This is a genomic window from Curtobacterium sp. MCPF17_011 (assembly GCF_003234145.1).
Lineage (GTDB): Bacteria > Actinomycetota > Actinomycetes > Actinomycetales > Microbacteriaceae > Curtobacterium.
The window spans coordinates 72,073-92,752 of record NZ_QKSK01000004.1 but is presented as its reverse complement, the minus strand read 5'-3'; the positions used below and the strand labels follow the sequence as shown (position 1 = coordinate 92,752).

The window sequence follows — 20,680 nt, the reverse complement described above, 5'->3', positions numbered from 1 at the left end:
ACGGACGGTCCGGCCGTCGAAGGGAGCCGCCGTGTTCGAAGCAGCCAACATCCGGGACTGGATCGGCCTGCCGGTCGTCGACGCCCAGGAGGACAAGATCGGCAACCTCGAGAGCATCTACTACGACACCGCGACGCAGCAGCCGGCCTTCGGGGCGGTGACCACGGGCGTCGTGGGCAAGAAGCTCGTGTTCGTGCCGCTCGTCGGCGCCGCCGTCGCGCCGAAGCACCTGCTCGTGACGTTCGACAAGAAGACCGTGAAGGACGCGCCCTCGATCGCGACCGACGGCGAGCTCGACGCGGCGACCGAGCCGGAGCTCTTCCAGCACTACGGCCTCGACTACCAGGCCGGCGTCGGCGGCGAGCGTCGTCTCGGGCGGCGCTGAGTCCTTTCCACCGGACCGGCGTCGTTCCAGGGAGGGTCGAGCGCGACCGGCTAGCCTGGTCCGCTCGACCCTGACCCGAACCTCCCGGAGCCCACCCTGCGCCGTCCGTCCCGTGCCCGCGAGCGCGCCACCCGTGTGGTGCACACGCTCGTGGTGTCCGTCGTGCTCACGGGTGTGGCCCTGGTGGGTGGACCGGGAGGAGCGCTCATCCCGCAGGCCGCGGTCGCCGCGCCGCAGTGGCCGGTCCCGCAGCCCTTCCCGGCGACCGAGGACCCGCCCGAGACACTGACGGACCTGCCGCCGGGCAGCGAGTACGTCGCACTCGGCGACTCGTACTCGGCCGGGTACGGGCTGGCGAACCCGACGGGTCTGCCGGTCGGTGCCTGCGCGCAGTCCGGCCGGGACTACCCGCACCGCATCGCAGCACGGTTCGGGCTCGCCCTGACGGATGTCACGTGCGCCGGAGCGACCAGCGAGGACGTCCGGGAGCGCACGCAGTGGCGTGGCGCACCGCCGCAGATCGAGGCCCTGTCCGACTCCACCCGGCTCGTCACCCTGACCATCGGTGGCAACGACGCCGACCTGTTCGGCACCGCTGCATCGTGCATGGCGCTGTCGGCCTCCGGGCCGGTCTTCTCCGGCAAGAACGCACCATCGTGCCGGAGCACGCTCGACGTCGACGGGGTCGACACCCTCGGGGCGAAGATCGAGAGCCGCGTCGCCCTGGGCATCGCGGAGACGCTGGCGGACATCCGTCGGGCGGCCCCGAACGCCACGGTCCTCCTGGTCGGGTACCCGGCGATCTTCCCCGACGCCGATCACACCCCGGAACGCGGGTGCTTCCGGCCTGCCGTCGACCTCGGCACCCTCGCCGGTCGGTTCCCTTCGGACACGTACCCCTTCACCGACACCGACGTCCGGTGGCTGCACGGGATCCAGGAGCAGCTCGACGAGGTCGGGCAGTCCGCCGCCCGCGCCGCCGGGGTCCGCTTCGTCGACGTCTTCGACACGACCCAGGCCCACTCGGCCTGCGCCCGGTCCGGCGCGTACGTGTCAGGGGTCTCGCTCGACTCGTTCGGCGGGTTCAGCAGCATCGACCTCGAGCCCGGAGCGCTGCACCCGAACACCGCCGGAGTCCGGTACCTGACCGGCCGGCTCGACGCGGAACTCCGCGAGCTCCTCGGCTGACGTCCTGCTGCTGCAGGACGGGTCGCGGCGCCGTCGGGCATCTCAGGCGCGCAGGACCTCGGCGAGGCGGTCCATCAGCGTCGGCACCGTCGACAGGACCGCGATGTGGCCGTCGTCCGGACGCTCCTCGTACGCCGCCCCGGGCATCGCCTCGGCCAGCGCTCGGCCGTGCGCCACCGGGACGACCCGGTCCCGCCTGCCGTGCACCAGGAACGTCGGCACCGTGACCGCCGACAGGGCGAACCCCCAGTCCGTCACGAACGCCACGTCGTCGTCGACCCCGCCCTGGAGGCCCGACCCGCCCGCCGCCGTCGCGTCCTGCCCCAGTGCGGCCCAGTCACCGTGGAGGGCGGCCCAGTCGGTGTCGACGAACTGGGACGGGTCGAAGGCGGCGGAGGCTGCCCAGGTGATGCGGGCCTGGCGTCCGGCGGTGGCGGCGCGGAGGCCGCCGTCGTCTGCCATGCCGTCCCACCAGGTGGGCGAGTCGTCGAAGGGAGCGGGCGAGGCGAGGGTCGCGACCGCGGCGACCCGGTCCGGCAGGAGGGCCGCAGCGGCGAGGGCGTGCGGTCCGCCGCCGGAGCCACCGAGCGCGGCGACGCGGTCGATGCCGAGGGCGTCGAGCACCTGCTCGAGGTCGTGTGCGCCGTCGGCGACCCGCCGACCCGGCAGCGGGTCGGCCCCGCCGTACCCGGGGCGGGTGACGGCGACCAGGCGCAGGCCCCGGTCGGTGGCGGCGCTCCGCAGCGGTTCGAAGAGCACACCGGTGTGGGGAGACTCGTGGTGCCAGACGAGCGTCGGCCGGCCGCCGTCGGCGCCGTGGTCGGCAGCAGTGTCGTCGACCAGGACGGAACGGCCGTCACCGAGCTCGATGGTCTGCATGCGCGCGAGGGTAGTCTCCGACCGTGCCCCCTCGCTCTGCCGGACTGCTGCTGCACCGCGGCACCGGCCCCTCGCTCGAGGTCTTCGTCGCCCACATGGGCGGCCCGTTCTGGCGTCGACGTCCGCGCGCGTGGTCGATCCCGAAGGGGGAGATCGAGGCGGGGGAGGACACGCTGGCGACGGCCCTCCGCGAGTTCGGCGAGGAGATCGGCGTCCCCGCCCCCGGCGGCACACCGGAACTGCTCGGCGACTTCCGGCAGGCGTCCGGCAAGGTCGTGACGGTCTGGACCCTCGACGCACCGGACTTCGTGGTCGAGGTCGTCCGGAGCAACACCGTGTCGCTGGAACTGCCCCGCGGATCGGGCCGTTCCGTCGAGGTTCCCGAGGTCGACGATGCCCGCTGGGTGCCGCTCGCCGAGGCGCGAGGACTCGTCGTCGCCGGTCAGGTTGCCGCACTCGACGCCCTGGCGTACCGCGGCTGAGCGCTGCCGGCTACCGCTCGCGGACGGTCCGAACCGACCCCGTGGCGGTCTGGATGGACGCGGTCGCGGCACGGTGCACCGTGGCGACGGACCCGGTGACGGTCTGGATCGCCCGGCTGACGGTCGGGATCGAGCTCGTGACGACGGCGAGCGACGACGTCAGCACGTGGATCGACGACGTGCTGAGGTGCGGCTGCGTCGTGGCGTGCACCGGGAAGCCGCGCTTGGCGAAGGCCACGACGGAGAGCCCCGCGACCAGGACCAGCGCCCCCGCGAACGGCAGCGTCTGCAGTCCCGACAGACCGAGCACCTGGCCGCCGATCGCGGCACCGCCGGCGATGCCGATGTTCGAGGCCCCGTTGACCAGGGCACCTGCGATCTCCGGACTGACCCCACCGGTGCGGATGGCGGCGGCCATGAACAGCGTTCCGGTCGTGCCGTTCGCCGCCATCCAGACGCCGGCGACGGCCATCGTGCCGACCAGGGATCCGTGCGCGAACGGCATCACGACGAACGCGGCGGCCATCGCGGCGATCGCGGCGATCAGCGTCCGGCGGGGAGCCCGGTCGACGAACACCCCGGCCAGCCAGAGGCCGATCACGCCGGTGCCGCCGAGGACGAGCAGGGCGCCCGAGACCATGCCGACGTCGAGTCCGGCGTCGACGACGTACGGGCCGATGTACGTGTACACGACGTAGTGCCCGGCGAAGAGCAGCAGGTCGGCGACGACGACCGACAGCAGTCCGGTGCGCGCCCAGGCCTTCGGCGAGCCGACGTGCGGCGACGCGGCTCCGCGGACGGCGGGCAGGCACACCGCGGCCACGACGGCGAGCAGTGCGGCGCACGCCGCGACGCCGCCGACGGCAGGGCGCCACCCGACGGACTGCCCGACGCCGGTGGCGAGGGGGACGCCGATCACGAAGCCGAGTGAGCTGCCGGAGTAGACGAACGCGATGGCGCGGCCGGCGAGCCGGGGCGGGACGATCCGAGTGGCGTAGGCCGAGGCGACCGAGAAGAACAGGGCGTGCGCGATGCCGCCGACCACGCGTCCGGCGCAGACCACGGCGAAGGACGGGGCCAGGGCGACGAGCGCGTTCGACACCGTGTAGCCGACGAGGGTCGCGACGAGGACCGTCTTCCGGGGGAGCTTCGCGGTGAGCGAGGTCAGGGGGAGTGCGAGCAGGGCGACGGCCGCCGCGTACACCGTGATGACGATGCCCATGGTGGACTCGGTGACGCCGAGGTCCTCGCTCATGGTGCCGAGCAGGCCGACCGGCATCAGTTCGGTGGTGATGGCGAAGAACGTGGCGAGGCCGAGGACGGCGATCCCGATCACCGACGACGTCGTGACGGTGATCGGCGTCGTGTGCGGCTGGACGGTTCGGTTGCTGGTGGTGGACACGGCGGCTGACCTCCTCGAGGACGTGCGAGGAGCGCGCGGGAACGACGGGGTGTTCGACCGGTCGGGGCGCGCTCGCGGGTGGTGGGCGGGGATGTGGAGATGTGGTTCTGGCCACTCCACGGCGAGTGCGCTCCACCCAGTGTTGCACGGCCCGCGTCGATCACGCGAGGACCCCCAGGTCGTTCTCGCGATGCTCTCAGGAGCGCTCCAATGCCCGGCCTCTCGGGGGGTGGGGGGGGCGGAGCGTGCCCGCGGATCAGTACAGCGGCGCGGGCGAGCTCGTCACGGTGCCACGGACCGCGCCACCCACGACCCGCAGCCAGAGCGTGCCGCTCGACGAGGTGTCGGAGAGCGAGACCGCCCCGTGCAGGGCGTCGTCCCGGGGGTAGCAGGCGCTCGTGCCCTGCCGACGGTCGGCCGTCGCCACGAGGCAGATCGTCGAGCTGTCCCGTCCGACGCCGGCCCAGACGTTCCAGGGCGTCGCCGCGTCGTCGCCGGCCAGCGACCGGTTCGTGAACACGAGTCGGGTGGTGTGCAGCGACACCGGCGCGTCCATGCCGCCGGGCAGCTGGTCGGCGTAGGTCTGCGGCAGGTCGAGCATCTGCTCGAGCGTCACCGTCCCCGCTGCTGGCGTCGTCACCGTGGTCGCCGGCTCGGCGGTGCTGCGGGTCCCGATCGACAGGCCGACGCCCGTCCCCGCGACCAGGCCGATCACGACGGCGGCGCCCCCGAGCGCCCACAGCACGGTCCGGTCGGTCCGCCGGACCCGCCCGAACACCTCCCGGGCACGGTGGGCGAGGCCGCCGACCGGGAGGCCCGCCCCACGACGTCCGTCGGCGGTCGCCCCGGACGGCTGGTCGCGCTCGACACCGTCGGTCACCGACGACGGGGCGTCTCCGGCGTCGCCGGTGTCGTCTCCGGGCTCCGTCCTCCCGGTCGGGTGGACGTCGGGCCCGGCGGTCCGGATCGTCGGCGCGACGTCCGGGGTGGTCGCGACGTCCGGGGCGGGGGCAGCCTCGGGAACGACCGGTGCCGCGCTCGGAACGCCCGGCGCAGCAGCCGCGACGACCTGCGCACCAGGACGACGACCCCGACGCGGCCCCGCGGCGGGGGCGACGGTCGTGACGGGCCGTCTGCGTGCCTCCCGGTCGAGGTCCGCCAGCGCGATGCGGGCGCGCGCCGCGTCCGCCGGGGTCGACCCTGCGCCCCAGGCGATGTGTTCGAGACGCGCTCGTGCTGCCGCGTCGTCGTCGGTCCGGCTCATGCGCGCTCCTCGTCGTCACGCCTGCTGTCATGCTGCCACCGGTACGCCGACGGCGCGCACCCAGACCGGGGGGAGTACGCCCGAGGGATGACCGATGCGCAGAACGACCAGGCCGCCGACCAGACAGACCCCGCCGTCCCCGCCGACGCCACCGGTTCGACACCGCAGGACGTCGACGAGGAGACGCTCGAACCGCTGAGCCACGACACGCAGTCCGGCGAGGCCGACTACGTCGCGACGAGCCCGGGTGGCAGCGGCACCGAGCGGCACGTCCCGCTGCCGGAGGAGGAGCAGGGCCGCGACACCGAGTACGACCCGGTCGACCAGGGGCCGCAGCAGGAGGGCCAGGGCGGCTAGAGCCGACCGGGCCGCCGGGGCGGCCGCGGCAGGGCGGCCGGTCCGACCGCGCCCACGCCCGCTACCGGAGCACCCGCCGCAGCACCGCCCGCTCGCCGAGCGTCCACACCGCACTCGTCAGGACGTACAGGGCGGCGGCCAGGGGCGCGATCGCGGCGAACCCGACCGAGACGAACGGCACCCACCGGGCGATCCCGGTCATCGCCGCCGTGCCGGGCAGACCCGGATCGACCGGGCCGGCCGGGGGGACCGGGTTCCAGTGGAGTTGGGCCCGCCGGGTCAGCTCGACGACGACCGCCAGGGCGAGGAGCAGCAGGAGCACCACCCAGGCGTGGACCCACAGCGGCGACGTGACGACCGCCACCGCGGACTGTGCCAAGGGGATGCCGGCCAGGGTGGCCCGCAGCAGGGTGTTCACGGTGCCGTCGATGCTCGCGTGGGTGAACAGCGTGTACAGCAGCGACACGACCGGCGCCTGTGCGAGCACCGGCAGGCACCCGGCGAGTGGCGACACCCGTTCGCTCGTGTACAGCTCCTGCAGGGATCGTTGGAACCGGGCGGTGTCCTGCCCCGCCCGTCGGCGGAGCTCCGCGATCCGGGGGGCCAGACGACGCCGATCCCGTTCGGCGCGCACCTGCAGGACGGCGAGGGGGACGAGGAGCACCCGGACGGCCACGGTCAGCAGGACCACGGCGAGCGTCGCGGCGGCCGTCCCGGCGACGGGGGTGAGCAGGTCGGTGAGGCTGGTGACGAGTGCGGAACCGGCGCGCAGCAGTGTGCTGAGGCCGGGCAGGGTGGTGATGTCCATGACGGAGGTCCTTCGATCGGAGGGTCGGGAGCGTCTGCGGCCCCGACACCGATCGGTGTCAGACCGCCGGGGCGGCTCCCGGTGCCCGCGGTCGCGGGTGCCCGTCGGCGTCGGGGTCGCTCCAGGCGATCCGGGTCACGAGGTCCGGCGTCGTCCGGGAGGCCCGCGGTGCGCCCGGAGCGCCGACTCCCGTCAGGACCGCGACCAGTCGGAGGACGAGCAGTGCCGCGGCGAGCGCGGCGAGCGCGGTCACGGTGATGCCGACCGCGCCGAGCCCGAGTGCGGCGGCGGTCAGCGCCGGCAGCGAGCCGAGTGCCGCGGGGTCGAGGCCGTGCACGGCGGAGAGCCCGCGGAGCAGCACCTCGATGACGGTCATGGTGCGGCTCAGCGTAGCGCCCGCGTGGCTCCGAGGCCGTGACGGTCGACCGGGGCAGGATCGGGGCATGAGCGCAGCTTCCCCGAGCACCCCGGCGACGCTCGCGCTGGAGCGGGCGGGCGTGCCGTTCACGCCGCACGTCTACGAGCACCACGAGAGCGCGACGAACTTCGGGGAAGAGGCTGCCGCGGCGCTCGGGCTCCGCGAGGAGCAGGTGTTCAAGACGCTCGTCGTGTCGGTCGACGGCGACCTGGCCGTGGCGATCGTTCCGGTGGCCGACCGTCTGGACCTCAAGGCGATCGCGGCGGCGGTCGGCGGCAAGAAGGCCTCGCTCGCTGACCCGTCCCTGGCAGAGCGGCGGACCGGGTACGTCGTCGGTGGCATCAGTCCCGTCGGGCAGAAGACGCGCCTGCGCACGGTGCTCGACGCCTCGGCGTCCGAGCACCCGACGATCTTCGTGTCCGGGGGTCGCCGCGGCTTCGACATCGAGTTGTCGCCGGCGGACCTGGTGCGGGTCACGGATGCGAGCACGGCGCCCATCGCCCGGAGTTGAGTCGATCCGCCGCAAGTTCTTCCTCTGACCGGGAATGAGCACGGTCCCCCTGCGTTGCATTGAGCCGAAGGCACTCAAGTTCCTCAGGAGGTCCCTTTGCCACAGACGTTCGGCCCGACCGGCGGCAACGACTCGTTCGACGAGTTCCTCGCACGACTGCTCGCGGCCTCACAGAACCCCGGCCAGTCCCAGCGGTCCATGCCGTTCGGACGACCGGTCGACATCACGCGGCTCCTCAGCCGTCGTACCCACGAGCTGCTCCAGCAGACGGCGACCTACGCGGTCGAGCAGGGGCAGCACGAGATCGACGCCCTGCACGTCCTGCACGTGCTCGTCGGCACCGAGCCCTTCGCGGCCGTCCTGCGCTCTGCGGGCGCCGACCCGGAGCGCTTCGCCGCCGAGGTCGAGCAGCGCCTGCCGATGCCCTCGGGCGAGGCGGTCGAGGGCCGTCCCGCACTGACCTCGTCCGCGCAGCGGATCCTGCTCGAGGCCACTCAGGCGGCCCGCGGGTTCGGCAGCACGTACACGGACCCCGAGCACGTCTTCTTCGCGCTCGTCACGGACCAGGACACGGTCGCGGGCCAGTTGCTCGCGAGCGCCGGTGTCACCCCGCAGGTGATGCAGTCCTACGCACAAGAGGCGGCCGAGGCCGCACGAGAGGGGCGTCCCATGCCCGGCACCACCGCCCAGCAGGACCAGCAGTCGGAGACCCCGACGCTGGACCAGTACGGCACCGACCTCACCGCCCGCGCCCGCGAGGGTCGCATCGACCCGGTGATCGGCCGAGCCGACGAGATCGAGCAGGCGGTCGAGATCCTGCTCCGCCGCACCAAGAACAACCCCGTCCTCATCGGTGAGCCCGGCGTCGGCAAGACCGCCATCGTCGAGGGTCTCGCCCAGCGCATCGTCGAGGGCGACGTCCCGGCCCTGCTGCAGGGCAAGCGCGTCGTCGCACTCGACCTGCCCGGCATGCTCGCCGGCACCCGCTACCGCGGTGACTTCGAGGAGCGTCTGACGAAGGCCATGGACGAGATCGCCGCGCACTCGGAGGAGCTCATCGTGTTCGTCGACGAACTCCACACCGTCGTCGGTGCCGGTGGCGGTGGCGAGGGCGGGTCGATGGACGCCGGGAACATCCTCAAGCCGCGTCTGGCCCGGGGCGACCTGCACCTGGTCGGCGCGACGACGCTGAACGAGTACCGCCGGATCGAGAAGGACGCGGCGCTCGAGCGCCGCTTCCAGCCGGTCACGGTGGGGGAGCCCAGCGTGGAGGACGCCGTCGCGATCCTCACCGGCCTCAGCCCCCGCTACGCCGAGCACCACGGCGTGACCTACGCCGACGACGCCATCCGCGCCGCCGTCGAACTCTCCCACCGCTACGTCACCGACCGGCACCTGCCGGACAAGGCGATCGACCTCATCGACCAGGCCGGTGCCCGCCGCCGTCTCGCCCGCTCGGGCGACGTCGACGTCGACACGCTCCGTACCCAGGTCGCCGAACTCACGGCCCGGAAGGACCGCGCCGTCGCCGAGGAACAGTACGAAGAGGCGTCCGACCTCCGCGACGAGATCGCCGGACTGGAGGCCCGCATCGCCGCCGCCACCACCGGTGGCGTCGCCGCCGCCACCCGTCCGCAGCCGGTCGACGACGTGATCACCGAGGCGGACATCGCCGCCGTGGTGTCGCGTGCCACCGGCATCCCGGTGAGCCGCCTCGGCTCCGCCGACAAGACCCGACTCGCCGCCCTGGAATCGGAACTGCACGACCGTGTGGTCGGTCAGGACGACGCCGTGCGCGCGATCGCGAAGGCGGTCCGGCGCAGCCGGACCGGCATGGGCGACCCCCGTCGTCCGGTCGGCAGCTTCCTGTTCCTCGGTCCGACCGGCGTCGGCAAGACCGAACTCGCCAAGGCGCTGGCCTCGTCACTGTTCGGTGACGAGTCGGCGATGCTCCGCTTCGACATGAGCGAGTTCGGCGAGCGCCACACGGTCTCGCGGCTGGTCGGTGCCCCTCCGGGGTACGTCGGCTACGACGAGGCCGGACAGCTGACCGAGCGTGTCCGTCGGAACCCGTACTCGGTGATCCTGCTCGACGAGGTCGAGAAGGCACACCCGGACGTGTTCAACCTGCTGCTGCAGGTGCTCGACGACGGACGGCTCACCGACGGTCAGGGCCGGACGGTCGACTTCCGGAACACGGTCGTCATCATGACCTCGAACATCGGCTCCGAGTTCCTGGCGTCCCGCTCGGGTGCGCTCGGGTTCTCCGTCGCGACCGACGGCGGCACCGACCCGTTCGGCTACCAGGAGGACGACCTGCGCAAGCGGGTGATGGGCAAGCTCCGCGAGTCGATGCGACCGGAGTTCATCAACCGCATCGACGAGATCGTGCTCTTCCGCAAGCTCGAGCGCGGACAGCTGCGGTCGATCGTGTCGCTGCTCCTGCAGGACACCGCGTTCCGTCTGGCCGCGCAGGGCATGGTCCTGTCGGTCTCCGACGCCGCCACGGACTGGCTCGCCGAGCACGGGTACGAGCCCGAGTACGGCGCCCGTCCGCTCCGCCGGCTGATCCAACGCGAGGTCGACGACCGGATCGCGGAGCTCGTGGTCGACGGGTCGGTCGACGAGGGTGACACCGTCCGGGTCGACGTCGTCGACGGGGCGCTCGTCGCACTGGTCGGCACGCCCGCCACGGTCTGATCCGATCCCGGTCCTGACGGCCCGGTCCCCATGCGGGGGCCGGGCCGTTCGTCGTCCCGATCGTTCGTCGTCCGGGCCGTTCGTCGTCCGGCGGGGTGCGCCTCCCGGCCGGTGTCGACTACTGCCGCGCGTCGGCGACCAGGTCGACCGCGTACGCCGCGAACCACGAACCCGCGGCAGGCCCGCCGTTGCACGTCCCGTCGCTCGCCCCGGGCGTCTTGACCCAGAGCAGTGCGTCCAGTGCCGTCGTGCCGCCGGTCGCGTGCGGTACCCGGCCGAGACCGGCACCCGGCGGGTTGCACCACGACCCGGACCACCCGCGGCCATTGCGCGAGGTGTCGATGACGTAGTGCGACCCACCCGTCAGGGCACTCACGCGGTCGGCGTAGGCCCGCTCCCCGTCCACCCCGTAGAAGTTCGACACGTTCGTGAAGAACCCGCGTGCGTCCGCGACCCCGGCCTGCCGCAGGTACGAGGCCTGCAGTGCCGGCGTGTTCCAGTTCTCGTTGCCGCCGTCGAGGTAGGTCGGAACGCCGGCGGCCGTGAACGCACGGACGGCGGACGCGATCAGCCCGGGTCGTGTGTCACGCTCACTCGTGCACGTCGCGAGGTGCGAGAGCGAATCCGGCTCGACGAGCACGACCGCCCGGTGCCCGCGGAGGTCGGCGGCGATCTGCTGGTTCCACGCCGTGTAGTCGGCGGCACCGAGCCCGCCGGCGGAGTGACCGCCGCAGTCCCGGTTCGGCACCGCGTAGGTCACGAACACCGGGGTGGTCCCGGCCTTCTCGGCGACGGCCAGGTTGCGAGCGACGACCCGGTCGAGCAGGCCGCCGGTGTACCACTCACCGAGCCAGGTCGCGATCGGTCGGGCGGCGATCGTGCGGGCAGCGGCCGCCTCGGTGGTCCGCCCCTCGGCGGCGAGCTTCGCCGCGGCCAGGGCGGGCTGGCTGTCCGGCTGCACGGTGAGGCCGCCCGCGAAGACCTCGGTCGTGGCCGCGGTCCTGATGGTGGCGCTGGTGAGCGGTGGCACGGCGGCGACGGCTCCGTCCGAAGTGCGCAGTGCGATCGTCCCGGTGATCGTGGCCGTCGCGATGAGCACGGCTGCGACGCGTGCTCGGATCCTGGTGTGCATCGGTTCCCCTCCGAGGTCGGGGGGACGCCCTGCACGTACCGCCGACCGTGGACCATCGGAACCCGTGCTCCGCGTGGCGGTCGATCTCCAGAACGAGGGGTTGACCCGGGCGCGAGCGCCGTGCTCGTCCGGTGGTGCGGGCGGGTCGGAGCTGGCTCAGGTGTTCCACCATGCAATTCCGCACGAGAAATCCGGAAAGGGTTGCGCGTCACTCGCGGACATGGATAGTGTTCACTCGTCGCGAACGCCCGAACGGATGTGTTCGGATGAATGCAGAGCAGTACTGATTCAGATCGGTACTGATTCAGAGCAGTACCGATTCAGAGCAGTACCGATTCAGAGCAGTACCGCAGAGACCTCGCCGAAAGGGGGCCGACAATGATCACCATGCAGACGCCGTACCGTGCAGTCCGTGGAACCACCGGTCCCGTCCTCGGTTCCTGCTGATCGGTCTCCCTCGCCCCTGCGGGATGCGCTGAGTCCAGCGCCGTGCTGGTCTCGTTCCGTGCTGAGTCCTGGCGGGCCCTGAGCCTGAGCCTGAGCCGGGACTCCGACCGGGCCTGAGCCTCGGCGCGCTGGAGCCCGGCTGGTGCGCTGGACCGCGAGCGGTGCTGGTCCGGCCGTGGCGCGCCTCCGGCTAGGCAGCAGGTCCGGCACTCGTGCACGACCGTCCCGGCCGGGTCGCACTCTTTCCGACAATGCGTCCGGAATGCCCTGACGACATTCTGCGAGGTCGCACTGTCGCGCCTTCCGGGACATCGCCACGGTGTTCTCCGGTCGATTCGTCGACCCTTTCTCGAGCACTCGAATCCATTCTCCGAACAGGAATCCACCATGTCATCGAAGACCCTCCTCCGACCCGTGCGGCCGCCGACGGGACGACCCCACCGGGTGTCGTTGCCGGACCGGATCGCCCTCCGGATCGGACTCGCCCTCATCGTGTGGAGCCGTCGCACCCGGCGGCAGCCGCACGAGGTCGACCCGGCCGACGAGCTCCGCCGGCACCGCGAAGAACAGGCCCGCCTGCGCCGAGAAGCCGAGTGGGTGATGCTCGGCGCGGCCATGCACATGTGGCGGTGACGGACGTGGGCAGCCGTCGCGACCAGCGCCGGACGGGAGGCACGGCACCAGCCGGTGGCGAGCCTCCCGTCCGGCGCCACCCGTGCAAGCGCGCCGGACGGCGGGACGCTGCCAGCCCCGTACGGTTGAGTGCATGACCGACTCCGCGGCTGCTCTCGTCGAGCGCCTCACCACGATCGTCCCCGACTTCCCGAAGCCGGGCGTGCTCTTCCGCGACGTGACGCCGGTGTTCGCCGACCCGATCGCCTTCGGCCGCGTCTGCGAGGCCCTCGCTGCGCCTTTCGCGGTGGGCGCCGGTTTCGAAGCCGTCGCCGGGATCGAGGCCCGCGGGTTCGCCCTGGCCGGCGGCATCGCCGCCCAGCACCAGGTCGGCGTGCTCACCGTGCGCAAGGCCGGCAAGCTGCCTGGCGAGGTCCTCAGTGAGCAGTACGCGCTCGAGTACGGCGAGGCCGAACTCGAACTCCGCCCGGGCCAGCTCGAGCCCGGCACCCGCGTGCTCGTCGTCGACGACGTCCTGGCCACCGGCGGCACCGCGGCCGCGACCGTGACCCTGCTCGAGCGTGCCGGGTACCAGGCGATCGGGTTCGCCGCGCTGCTCGAACTCGACGGGCTGTCCGGCCGGGAGCGCCTCGAGCCGCGCCTGCCCGTGACCACGCTCGGCCGCGTGCCCGCCTGACCCGGCCCGCCACTACCATCGACGTACCACCAGACCGAGGGAGCCCCACCATCGTGACCGAGTCAGTCGCCGCAGCATCCGCCGAGCCCGCCGACGTGCCCCAGGCACCCGAGCCCCGCACCGCGACGACCGCCACGACGGGGACCGAGCTCTTCGACGGCGTCCGCGGTGTCGTCGCCATCCGTGTCGACGGAGTACTCAAGGACCTCGCCGCCGACGTCCAGGCGGGGGAGACCGCCGAGCCGGTGACGCTCGACGAGCAGGACGGCCTCGACATCCTGCGCCACTCGGCCGCGCACGTGCTCGCGCAGGCGGTGCAGCAGATCAACCCGGACGCCAAGCTCGGCATCGGGCCGCCCGTCACCGACGGTTTCTACTACGACTTCGACGTCGCCGAGCCCTTCACGCCGGAGGACCTCAAGGCGATCGAGAAGGGCATGGACCGCATCGTCAAGCAGGCCCAGCGCTTCCGACGCCGGGTCGTCACCGACGATGAAGCCCGCGAGCTCATGACGGGGGAGCCCTACAAGCAGGAGCTGATCGGCCTGAAGGGTGCCGCGTCGGAAGGCGACTCCGGCGAGAGCGTCGAGGTCGGTGCCGGTGAACTCACCGTCTACGAGAACGTCGACCCGAAGTCCGGCGACGTCGTCTGGCAGGACCTGTGCCGTGGCCCGCACGTCCCACACACCCGCTGGATCGGCAACGCCGCCAAGCTGATGCGCGTCGCCGCCGCGTACTGGCGCGGGTCGGAGAAGAACCCCCAGCTGCAGCGCGTCTACGGCACCGCGTGGCCGGACAAGGACCAGCTCAAGGCGTACCTCGTGCGTCTCGAAGAGGCGGCGAAGCGCGACCACCGCAAGCTCGGCGCCGAACTCGACCTGTTCTCGTTCCCCGACGAGATCGGTTCGGGCCTGGCGATCTTCCACCCGAAGGGCGGCATCATCCGCCGCGAGATGGAGGACTACTCGCGCCGGCGGCACGAGCAGGAGGGCTACTCGTTCGTCTACACGCCGCACATCACCAAGGGCGACCTGTTCGAGCAGTCCGGGCACCTCGGGTGGTACAAGGACGGCATGTTCCCGCCCATGCACATGGACGAGGCCCGCGACGAGGACGGCAACGTCACCCGTCAGGGCGCGGACTACTACCTCAAGCCGATGAACTGCCCGATGCACATCCTGGCGTACCGGTCGCAGGCCCGGTCGTACCGTGACCTGCCGCTGCGGATGTTCGAGTTCGGCACGGTCTACCGCAACGAGAAGTCCGGCGTCATCCACGGCCTCACCCGGGTCCGCGGGCTGACCCAGGACGACGCGCACATCTTCACCACGCAGGAGAAGATGAAGGAGGAGCTCACGACGACCCTCCAGTTCGTGCTGTCCCTGCTCCGCGACTACGGTCTCGACGACTTCTACCTCGAGCTCTCGACCAAGGACCCCGAGAAGTACGTCGGCGACGACGAGGTCTGGGAGGTCGCGACGAACACCCTGCGCGAGGTCGCCGAGGAGTCCGGGCTCGAACTCGTCGCCGACCCCGCCGGTGCGGCCTTCTACGGCCCGAAGATCTCCGTGCAGGCGCGGGACGCCATCGGCCGCACCTGGCAGATGTCCACCGTGCAGCTCGACTTCAACCTGCCGGAGCGCTTCGGCATCGAGTACGCCGCCGCCGACGGCACCCGGCAGCGCCCGGTGATGATCCACCGCGCCCTGTTCGGGTCCATCGAGCGGTTCTTCGGCGTCCTCACCGAGCACTACGCCGGAGCGTTCCCCGCATGGCTCTCGCCGGTGCAGGTCGTCGCGATCCCGGTGGCCGAGGAGTACGGCGACTACCTCGACGAAGTCGTCGCGAAGCTCCGCGCGAAGGGCGTCCGCGCCGAGGTCGACCACTCCGACGACCGCATGCAGAAGAAGATCCGCACGCACACCAAGGCGAAGGTGCCGTTCCAGCTCATCGCGGGCGGGGACGACCGCGACGCCGGGGCCGTGAGCTTCCGCTTCCGGGACGGCCGTCAGGACAACGGCGTGCCCGTCGACGAAGCGGTGGAGCGCATCACGACCGCCATCCGCGACCGCGTGCAGGTCTGATGACCGGCCCGCTCGACGACGAGGGCGACCCGCTGGTGATCCGGGACGCCGCCACCCAGGCGGCGGTCCCGGACGCCTTCCAGCGCCTGTGGAACCCGCACCGGATGGCCTACATCGACGCCGGTCGCGCGGGCGAGGGCCGCGGACACCGTGACGACTGCCCGTTCTGCGAGGCGCCGCGGAAGTCCGACGAGGAAGCCCTCATCGTCGCGCGGGGCGAGCACGCGTACGTGCTGCTGAACCTGTACCCGTACAACAACGGGCACCTGCTGGTCTGCCCGTACGGACACGTCCCGCTCTACGACGAGACGACGCCGGAGGAACTGCAGGAGATCGGCGAGCTGACCCAGACGGCGATGCGGGTCCTCCGGCGGGTCTCGCACTGCGACGGCTTCAACATCGGCATGAACCAGGGCGAGGTCGCCGGAGCCGGGGTCGCCGCGCACCTGCACCAGCACGTGGTCCCGCGGTGGGAGTCGGACTCGAACTTCTTCCCGATCATCGCCCGGACCAAGTCGATGTCGCAGATGCTCGGCGACACCCGGGTGCTCATCGCGGACGCTTGGGGCGAACAGCGCTGACGCCTGCTCCGCACTAAGATGGAGGGATCATGAGCGACAGCACCCCCAGCACCGTCAACGCCACTTCGACCACCGGGTCCTCGCGCGTCAAGCGCGGTCTCGCGGAGATGCTCAAGGGCGGCGTCATCATGGACGTGATCGACGCCGACCAGGCACGCATCGCCGAGGAAGCCGGCGCCACCGCCGTCATGGCCCTCGAGCGCGTCCCCGCCGACATCCGCGCCCAGGGTGGTGTCGCCCGCATGTCCGACCCGTCGATGATCGAGGAGATCATCGCCGCCGTGTCGATCCCGGTCATGGCGAAGGCCCGCATCGGGCACTTCGTCGAGGCCCAGGTGCTGCAGGAGCTCGGTGTCGACTACATCGACGAGTCCGAGGTCCTCTCGCCGGCCGACTACGTGAACCACATCGACAAGTGGGGCTTCACGACCCCCTTCGTCTGCGGCGCCACCAACCTCGGCGAAGCCCTCCGTCGCATCACCGAGGGTGCGGCGATGATCCGCTCGAAGGGCGAAGCGGGCACCGGTGACGTGTCCGAGGCCACGCGCCACATCCGCACCATCTCGAAGGAGATCGCGGCGCTGCGGAACCTCAAGGAGGACGAGCTCTACGTCGCTGCCAAGGAACTGCAGGCGCCGTACGACGTGGTGAAGGAAGTCGCCCAGACCGGCGCACTGCCCGTCGTGCTCTTCACCGCCGGTGGTGTCGCCACCCCCGCGGACGCCGCGATGATGATGCAGCTCGGTGCCGACGGCGTGTTCGTCGGTTCCGGCATCTTCAAGTCGGGCGACCCCGCGAAGCGTGCCGCCGCGATCGTCAAGGCCGTCACCTTCCACGACGACCCCAAGGTCATCGCCGAGGTCTCCCGTGGTCTGGGTGAGGCGATGGTCGGCATCAACGTCGCCGACGTCCCAGCACCGCACCGCCTCGCCGAGCGTGGCTGGTAAGGCCGCCCCCCGGATCGGCGTCCTGGCACTGCAGGGCGACTTCCGCGAACACATCGCCTCGCTCACCGAGCTCGGTGCGGACGTCGTCCCGCTCCGCCGCCCGGAGGAGATCGATGCCCTCGACGGTGTCGTGATCCCCGGCGGCGAGTCGAGCGTGATGGACAAGCTCTCCCGCGCGTTCGGCGTCGCCGAGCCCCTGCGTGACGCCATCCGTGCCGGACTCCCGACCTACGGTACGTGCGCGGGCATGATCATGCTCAGTTCGCGGATCACCGACGGCATCGCGGGGCAGCACACGCTCGACGTCCTCGACACCACGGTGCGGCGCAACGCTTTCGGCAACCAGAACGACTCGTTCGAGATCGACATCCCGATGCCCGACCTCGGTGCCGACCCGGTGCACGCGGTGTTCATCCGCGCGCCGGTCGTCGAGCAGCACGGGTCCGGCGTGGACGTCATCGGTGCGCTGCCCGACGGCCAGGTGGTGGCCGTGCAGCAGGGCAACGTGCTCGCGAGTGCGTTCCACCCCGAGGTCGCGGGCGAGGACCGGTTCCACCGTCGCTTCCTCGACATCGTCCGCCGCGCCTGACGCGGGCTCCGTGGCGCGCCGGTACCGGCCGTGTGGGCCCAGCCGGTAAACTGTCGGAGACTTTCCGCACGACGCAAGGAGAACCGTGTCCGGGCATTCCAAGTGGGCGACGACGAAGCACAAGAAGGCCGTCATCGACGGTCGCCGTGCGAAGTCGTTCGCCAAGCTCATCAAGAACATCGAAGTCGCCGCGAAGATGGGCGGGGCCGACATGTCGGGCAACCCGACCCTCGTGGACGCGGTCCAGAAGGCCAAGAAGACCTCGGTCCCGAACGACAACATCGACCGCGCCATCAAGCGCGGCGCCGGCTTGACCGGTGAGTCGATCGAGTACACGACCATCATGTACGAGGGCTACGGGCCGAACGGCGTCGCGCTCCTGGTGGAGTGCCTCACCGACAACAAGAACCGTGCCGCGGCCGAGGTCCGGACGGCGATGAGCCGCAACGGCGGCACCATGGCCGACCCGGGCAGCGTCGCGTACAACTTCAACCGCAAGGGTGTCATCTCGGTCACCAAGACCGACGACCTGACCGAGGACGACGTGATGACGGCCGTGCTCGACGCCGGCGTCGAGGACGTCATCGACCAGGGCGGCGGCTTCGAGGTCATCACCGAGGCGAGTGACCTCGTCGAGGCGCGGACCGCCCTGCAGGCTGCCGGCATCGACTACGACGCCGCGGACGCCGAGTTCGTACCGAACCTCAAGGTCGAGGTCGACGCCGACACCGCCCGCAAGGTGTTCAAGCTCATCGACGCGCTCGAGGACAGCGACGACGTCCAGAACGTCTACGCCAACTTCGACGTGCCGGCGGACGTCCAGGCCGAACTCGACGAAGACGAGGACTGATCACGGCCAGGTCCGGCGCGGCGCTCCGGGTCCTCGGGGTCGACCCCGGGCTCACCCGCTGCGGCGTCGGCGTGGTCGAGGTCACGCCGGATCGCCGGGCGCGGCTCGTGCACGTGACGGTCGTGCGGACCCCCGCCGACATGGCGCTGGAACTGCGACTGCTCGCGATCGCCGAGGGCATCGCCGAACAGATCGACGCACACCGTCCGGACGCGGTGGCGGTCGAGCGTGTCTTCGCGCAGGCGAACGTCCGCACCGTGATGGGGACGGCGCAGGCGTCGGGCCTGGCCCTGCACGCGGCCGCCGCGCGCGGGCTGCCGGTCGGTCTGCACACCCCGTCCGAGGTGAAGGCCGCCATCACCGGCTACGGCAACGCGGACAAGCGGCAGGTCCAGGCGATGGTCGCCCGGGTCCTCGGGCTCGCCGAGGCGCCGAAGCCCGCCGACGCCGCCGACGCGCTCGCCCTGGCCGTCTGTCATGCCTGGAGGCTCGGCTCGCCCGACGCCGTCAGCTCCGGTCCGTCGACGCTCACCCCGGCACAGCGGGCCTGGCGGGACGCGCAGGCGGGTGCGGCCGGACGCAGTGCCGCGTCGCCCCTCGTGCGGAGCGGCGGCGCGAGGACGTCCCCGGCCCGCCCTAGGCTCGGGGCATGATCGCGAGTCTCCGGGGCACCTGCATCGACGTCGCCGGATCGACCGCCGTGGTGGAGGTCGGGGGAGTCGGGTACGCCGTCACGGTCACGCCCGCGCACGCCCTGACCATGCGCCACGGATCCGAGGTCTTCGTCCGGACGGCCCTGATCGTGCGCGACGACGCCTTCGAGCTGTTCGGCTTCGAGTCGACCGATGCACTGCGCGTCTTCGACCTGCTCCGGAGTGTCTCCGGCGTCGGCCCGAAGTCGGCACTCGGCGTCCTCGGGCAGATGACCGCGGCCCAGGTCGCGAACGCCGTCGCGAACGACGACGACGGAGCGTTCCGCAAGGTCTCCGGCATCGGCCCGAAGACTGCCAAGCTGATCATCGTCGCCCTCGCCGGCAAGCTCGCCGCCTTCGAAGCGCCCACGGCCACGACAGCGGCCGCCGCAGCCGTCGCCCACCCCGCGTCCGAGGACGTCGTCACCGCGCTCGTCGGTCTGGGTTGGCGCGAGGACGCTGCCCGCAGTGCCGTCGACGACGCCGTCGCCAACGCACCCGGTGTCGAGCAGATGGGCACCCAGGCGCTGCTCCGCGCCGCACTCGGGACCCTCCGACCCACCGGTGCCGGACGGTGAGCGGCGGGATCACCGCCGCCGACGCGCAGTCGCCGGAGGAGCTGGCGTTCGAGGGAGCGTTGCGACCGAAGTCGCTCGACGAGTTCGTCGGACAGCGCAAGGTCCGCGGGCAGCTCGACCTGCTGCTCAAGGCCGCGGCGATGCAGGACCGGACGCCGGACCACATCCTGATGGCCGGGCCTCCCGGACTCGGCAAGACCACGCTCGCGATGATCGTCGCGCACGAGTCGGCGCGGCCGCTGCGGATGTCGAGCGGGCCGGCGATCCAGCACGCCGGCGACCTCGCCGCGGTCCTGTCGTCCCTGATGCCCGGCGACGTCCTGTTCATCGACGAGATGCACCGGATGGCGCGCTCGGCCGAGGAGATGCTCTACCTGGCGATGGAGGACTTCCGCATCGACGTGATGGTGGGCAAGGGCGCCGGGGCGACGAGCATCCCGCTCGACCTCGCGCCGTTCACCCTCGTCGGGGCGACCACCCGGGCAGGTCTCCTGCCGAATCCGCTCCGCGACCGCTTCGGCTTCACCGCACACCTCGAGTTCTACGAGCGCGACGAACTCGAACAGGTCCTGATCCGTGCCGCGCACCTGCTCGAGCTCGACTTCGACCGGTACGCCCTGCGGGAGATCGCCGGGCGTTCCCGGGGTACCCCGCGCATCGCGAACCGCCTGCTCCGTCGTGTCCGGGACTACGCGCTCGTGCACGGCACCCGTGACGGCATGGCTGCCGTCCAGGGCGCCCTGGAGCTCTACGACGTCGACGAGTACGGCCTCGACCGGCTGGACCGCGCGGTGCTCGAGACGATGCTCACCCGCTTCGACGGCGGACCCGTCGGCCTGAACACGCTCGCGGTGTCCGTGGGCGAGGAGTCCGAGACCATCGAGTCGGTCGTGGAACCGTTCCTCGTGCGGATCGGTCTGGTCACCCGGACCCCGCGCGGGCGGATCGCGACGCCGCAGGCCTGGCGACACTTCGGTCTGACACCCGGCCAGGCGGCCGCCCAGCCCGGTCTCTTCGACGCCGACGATGCGTGAAGTACTGCACATGTGCGTGCTCTAGACTGCTCGCGCCCGAAAC

The 20,680-nt window shown here is 71.8% G+C and carries 22 protein-coding genes; 16 read left to right on the top strand and 6 right to left on the bottom strand.

All coding sequences use genetic code 11. From position 1 onward, the window contains the following. Window positions 1-31 precede the first annotated feature (31 nt). Together DEJ25_RS06470 and DEJ25_RS06465 are read left to right on the top strand one after the other, a co-directional pair. Window positions 32-385, top strand: coding sequence for a PRC-barrel domain-containing protein (locus tag DEJ25_RS06470; protein ID WP_111044159.1), 354 nt, complete (start codon window positions 32-34; stop codon window positions 383-385). Window positions 386-538: 153 nt separating this feature from the next. Further along, window positions 539-1,573, top strand: coding sequence for an SGNH/GDSL hydrolase family protein (locus DEJ25_RS06465; RefSeq protein WP_181427362.1), 1,035 nt, complete (start codon window positions 539-541; stop codon window positions 1,571-1,573). Between the two features lie 42 nt (window positions 1,574-1,615). Here the strand turns inward: DEJ25_RS06465 and DEJ25_RS06460 are convergent, their stop codons facing one another. Next, complete coding sequence (locus DEJ25_RS06460; protein ID WP_111044157.1) at window positions 1,616-2,452, bottom strand: alpha/beta fold hydrolase; 837 nt, start codon at window positions 2,450-2,452, stop codon at window positions 1,616-1,618. 23 nt (window positions 2,453-2,475) lie between these two features. On the opposite strand from DEJ25_RS06460, the gene DEJ25_RS06455 reads away from it, so the two are divergent. Then, window positions 2,476-2,934 (top strand): NUDIX domain-containing protein, encoded by a 459-nt coding sequence (locus DEJ25_RS06455; protein ID WP_111044156.1) that lies wholly within the window; start codon window positions 2,476-2,478, stop codon window positions 2,932-2,934. 10 nt (window positions 2,935-2,944) lie between these two features. On the opposite strand, the gene DEJ25_RS06450 is transcribed toward DEJ25_RS06455, so the two are convergent. Continuing rightward, a complete protein-coding gene (locus DEJ25_RS06450; RefSeq protein WP_111044155.1) occupies window positions 2,945-4,336 on the bottom strand; it encodes an MFS transporter in 1,392 nt (463 codons plus the stop codon). Between the two features lie 256 nt (window positions 4,337-4,592). Continuing rightward, entirely contained in the window at window positions 4,593-5,600 is a 1,008-nt protein-coding gene (locus tag DEJ25_RS06445) for a hypothetical protein (RefSeq protein ID WP_111044154.1), read from the bottom strand. 87 nt (window positions 5,601-5,687) lie between these two features. Between DEJ25_RS06445 and DEJ25_RS06440 the strand changes: the two genes are divergently transcribed. After that, window positions 5,688-5,957 carry a hypothetical protein gene (locus DEJ25_RS06440; RefSeq protein ID WP_110902324.1) on the top strand — a complete coding sequence of 90 codons (270 nt, stop codon included), beginning with the start codon at window positions 5,688-5,690 and terminating at the stop codon, window positions 5,955-5,957. Between the two features lie 61 nt (window positions 5,958-6,018). Here DEJ25_RS06440 and DEJ25_RS06435 read toward each other — a convergent pair whose 3' ends face one another. Both DEJ25_RS06435 and DEJ25_RS06430 read right to left on the bottom strand, forming a co-directional pair. Beyond that, window positions 6,019-6,765 (bottom strand): membrane protein insertase YidC, encoded by a 747-nt coding sequence (locus DEJ25_RS06435; protein ID WP_110902323.1) that lies wholly within the window; start codon window positions 6,763-6,765, stop codon window positions 6,019-6,021. 58 nt (window positions 6,766-6,823) lie between these two features. After that, the gene (locus DEJ25_RS06430) at window positions 6,824-7,141 is read right to left on the bottom strand and encodes a DUF6412 domain-containing protein (RefSeq protein ID WP_111044153.1); all 318 of its coding nucleotides are present in this window, start codon (window positions 7,139-7,141) and stop codon (window positions 6,824-6,826) included. A gap of 67 nt (window positions 7,142-7,208) precedes the next feature. Between DEJ25_RS06430 and ybaK the strand changes: the two genes are divergently transcribed. Both ybaK and DEJ25_RS06420 read left to right on the top strand, forming a co-directional pair. Then, window positions 7,209-7,694, top strand: a complete 486-nt coding sequence (gene ybaK, locus DEJ25_RS06425; RefSeq protein WP_110902321.1) for a Cys-tRNA(Pro) deacylase — start codon at window positions 7,209-7,211, stop codon at window positions 7,692-7,694. A gap of 96 nt (window positions 7,695-7,790) precedes the next feature. Next, window positions 7,791-10,394: an ATP-dependent Clp protease ATP-binding subunit gene (locus tag DEJ25_RS06420; protein WP_111044152.1), complete on the top strand. Its 2,604-nt coding sequence runs from the start codon at window positions 7,791-7,793 to the stop codon at window positions 10,392-10,394. A 118-nt stretch (window positions 10,395-10,512) separates the two neighbouring features. Here DEJ25_RS06420 and DEJ25_RS06415 read toward each other — a convergent pair whose 3' ends face one another. Continuing rightward, the gene (locus tag DEJ25_RS06415; protein WP_111044151.1) at window positions 10,513-11,526 is read right to left on the bottom strand and encodes a glycoside hydrolase family 6 protein; all 1,014 of its coding nucleotides are present in this window, start codon (window positions 11,524-11,526) and stop codon (window positions 10,513-10,515) included. 834 nt (window positions 11,527-12,360) lie between these two features. Between DEJ25_RS06415 and DEJ25_RS06410 the strand changes: the two genes are divergently transcribed. The 10 genes from DEJ25_RS06410 to ruvB all read left to right on the top strand — a co-directional run bounded on the left by DEJ25_RS06410 (window position 12,361) and on the right by ruvB (window position 20,637). Then, a complete protein-coding gene (locus DEJ25_RS06410; RefSeq protein ID WP_110902318.1) occupies window positions 12,361-12,606 on the top strand; it encodes a hypothetical protein in 246 nt (81 codons plus the stop codon). A gap of 133 nt (window positions 12,607-12,739) precedes the next feature. After that, window positions 12,740-13,282, top strand: coding sequence for an adenine phosphoribosyltransferase (locus DEJ25_RS06405; protein WP_110902317.1), 543 nt, complete (start codon window positions 12,740-12,742; stop codon window positions 13,280-13,282). Between the two features lie 95 nt (window positions 13,283-13,377). After that, window positions 13,378-15,366: a threonine--tRNA ligase gene (thrS, locus tag DEJ25_RS06400; RefSeq protein ID WP_111044280.1), complete on the top strand. Its 1,989-nt coding sequence runs from the start codon at window positions 13,378-13,380 to the stop codon at window positions 15,364-15,366. Continuing rightward, entirely contained in the window at window positions 15,366-15,947 is a 582-nt protein-coding gene (locus DEJ25_RS06395; RefSeq protein ID WP_111044150.1) for an HIT domain-containing protein, read from the top strand. Before thrS ends, DEJ25_RS06395 begins: the two co-directional genes overlap by 1 nt. 29 nt (window positions 15,948-15,976) lie before the next feature. Continuing rightward, window positions 15,977-16,894: a pyridoxal 5'-phosphate synthase lyase subunit PdxS gene (gene pdxS, locus DEJ25_RS06390; RefSeq protein WP_110902315.1), complete on the top strand. Its 918-nt coding sequence runs from the start codon at window positions 15,977-15,979 to the stop codon at window positions 16,892-16,894. Then, window positions 16,884-17,483, top strand: coding sequence for a pyridoxal 5'-phosphate synthase glutaminase subunit PdxT (pdxT, locus tag DEJ25_RS06385; RefSeq protein WP_110902314.1), 600 nt, complete (start codon window positions 16,884-16,886; stop codon window positions 17,481-17,483). Before pdxS ends, pdxT begins: the two co-directional genes overlap by 11 nt. An 85-nt stretch (window positions 17,484-17,568) precedes the next feature. After that, on the top strand, window positions 17,569-18,333 hold the full coding sequence (locus DEJ25_RS06380; RefSeq protein ID WP_110902313.1) for a YebC/PmpR family DNA-binding transcriptional regulator: 765 nt from the start codon (window positions 17,569-17,571) through the stop codon (window positions 18,331-18,333). A 71-nt stretch (window positions 18,334-18,404) separates the two neighbouring features. Beyond that, entirely contained in the window at window positions 18,405-18,986 is a 582-nt protein-coding gene (locus DEJ25_RS06375; RefSeq protein ID WP_284157247.1) for a crossover junction endodeoxyribonuclease RuvC, read from the top strand. Beyond that, a complete protein-coding gene (gene ruvA, locus DEJ25_RS06370; RefSeq protein WP_111044149.1) occupies window positions 18,983-19,603 on the top strand; it encodes a Holliday junction branch migration protein RuvA in 621 nt (206 codons plus the stop codon). Before DEJ25_RS06375 ends, ruvA begins: the two co-directional genes overlap by 4 nt. Further along, window positions 19,600-20,637, top strand: a complete 1,038-nt coding sequence (gene ruvB / locus DEJ25_RS06365; RefSeq protein WP_111044148.1) for a Holliday junction branch migration DNA helicase RuvB — start codon at window positions 19,600-19,602, stop codon at window positions 20,635-20,637. The genes ruvA and ruvB overlap by 4 nt, the downstream gene beginning before the upstream one ends. Window positions 20,638-20,680: the final 43 nt, after the last annotated feature.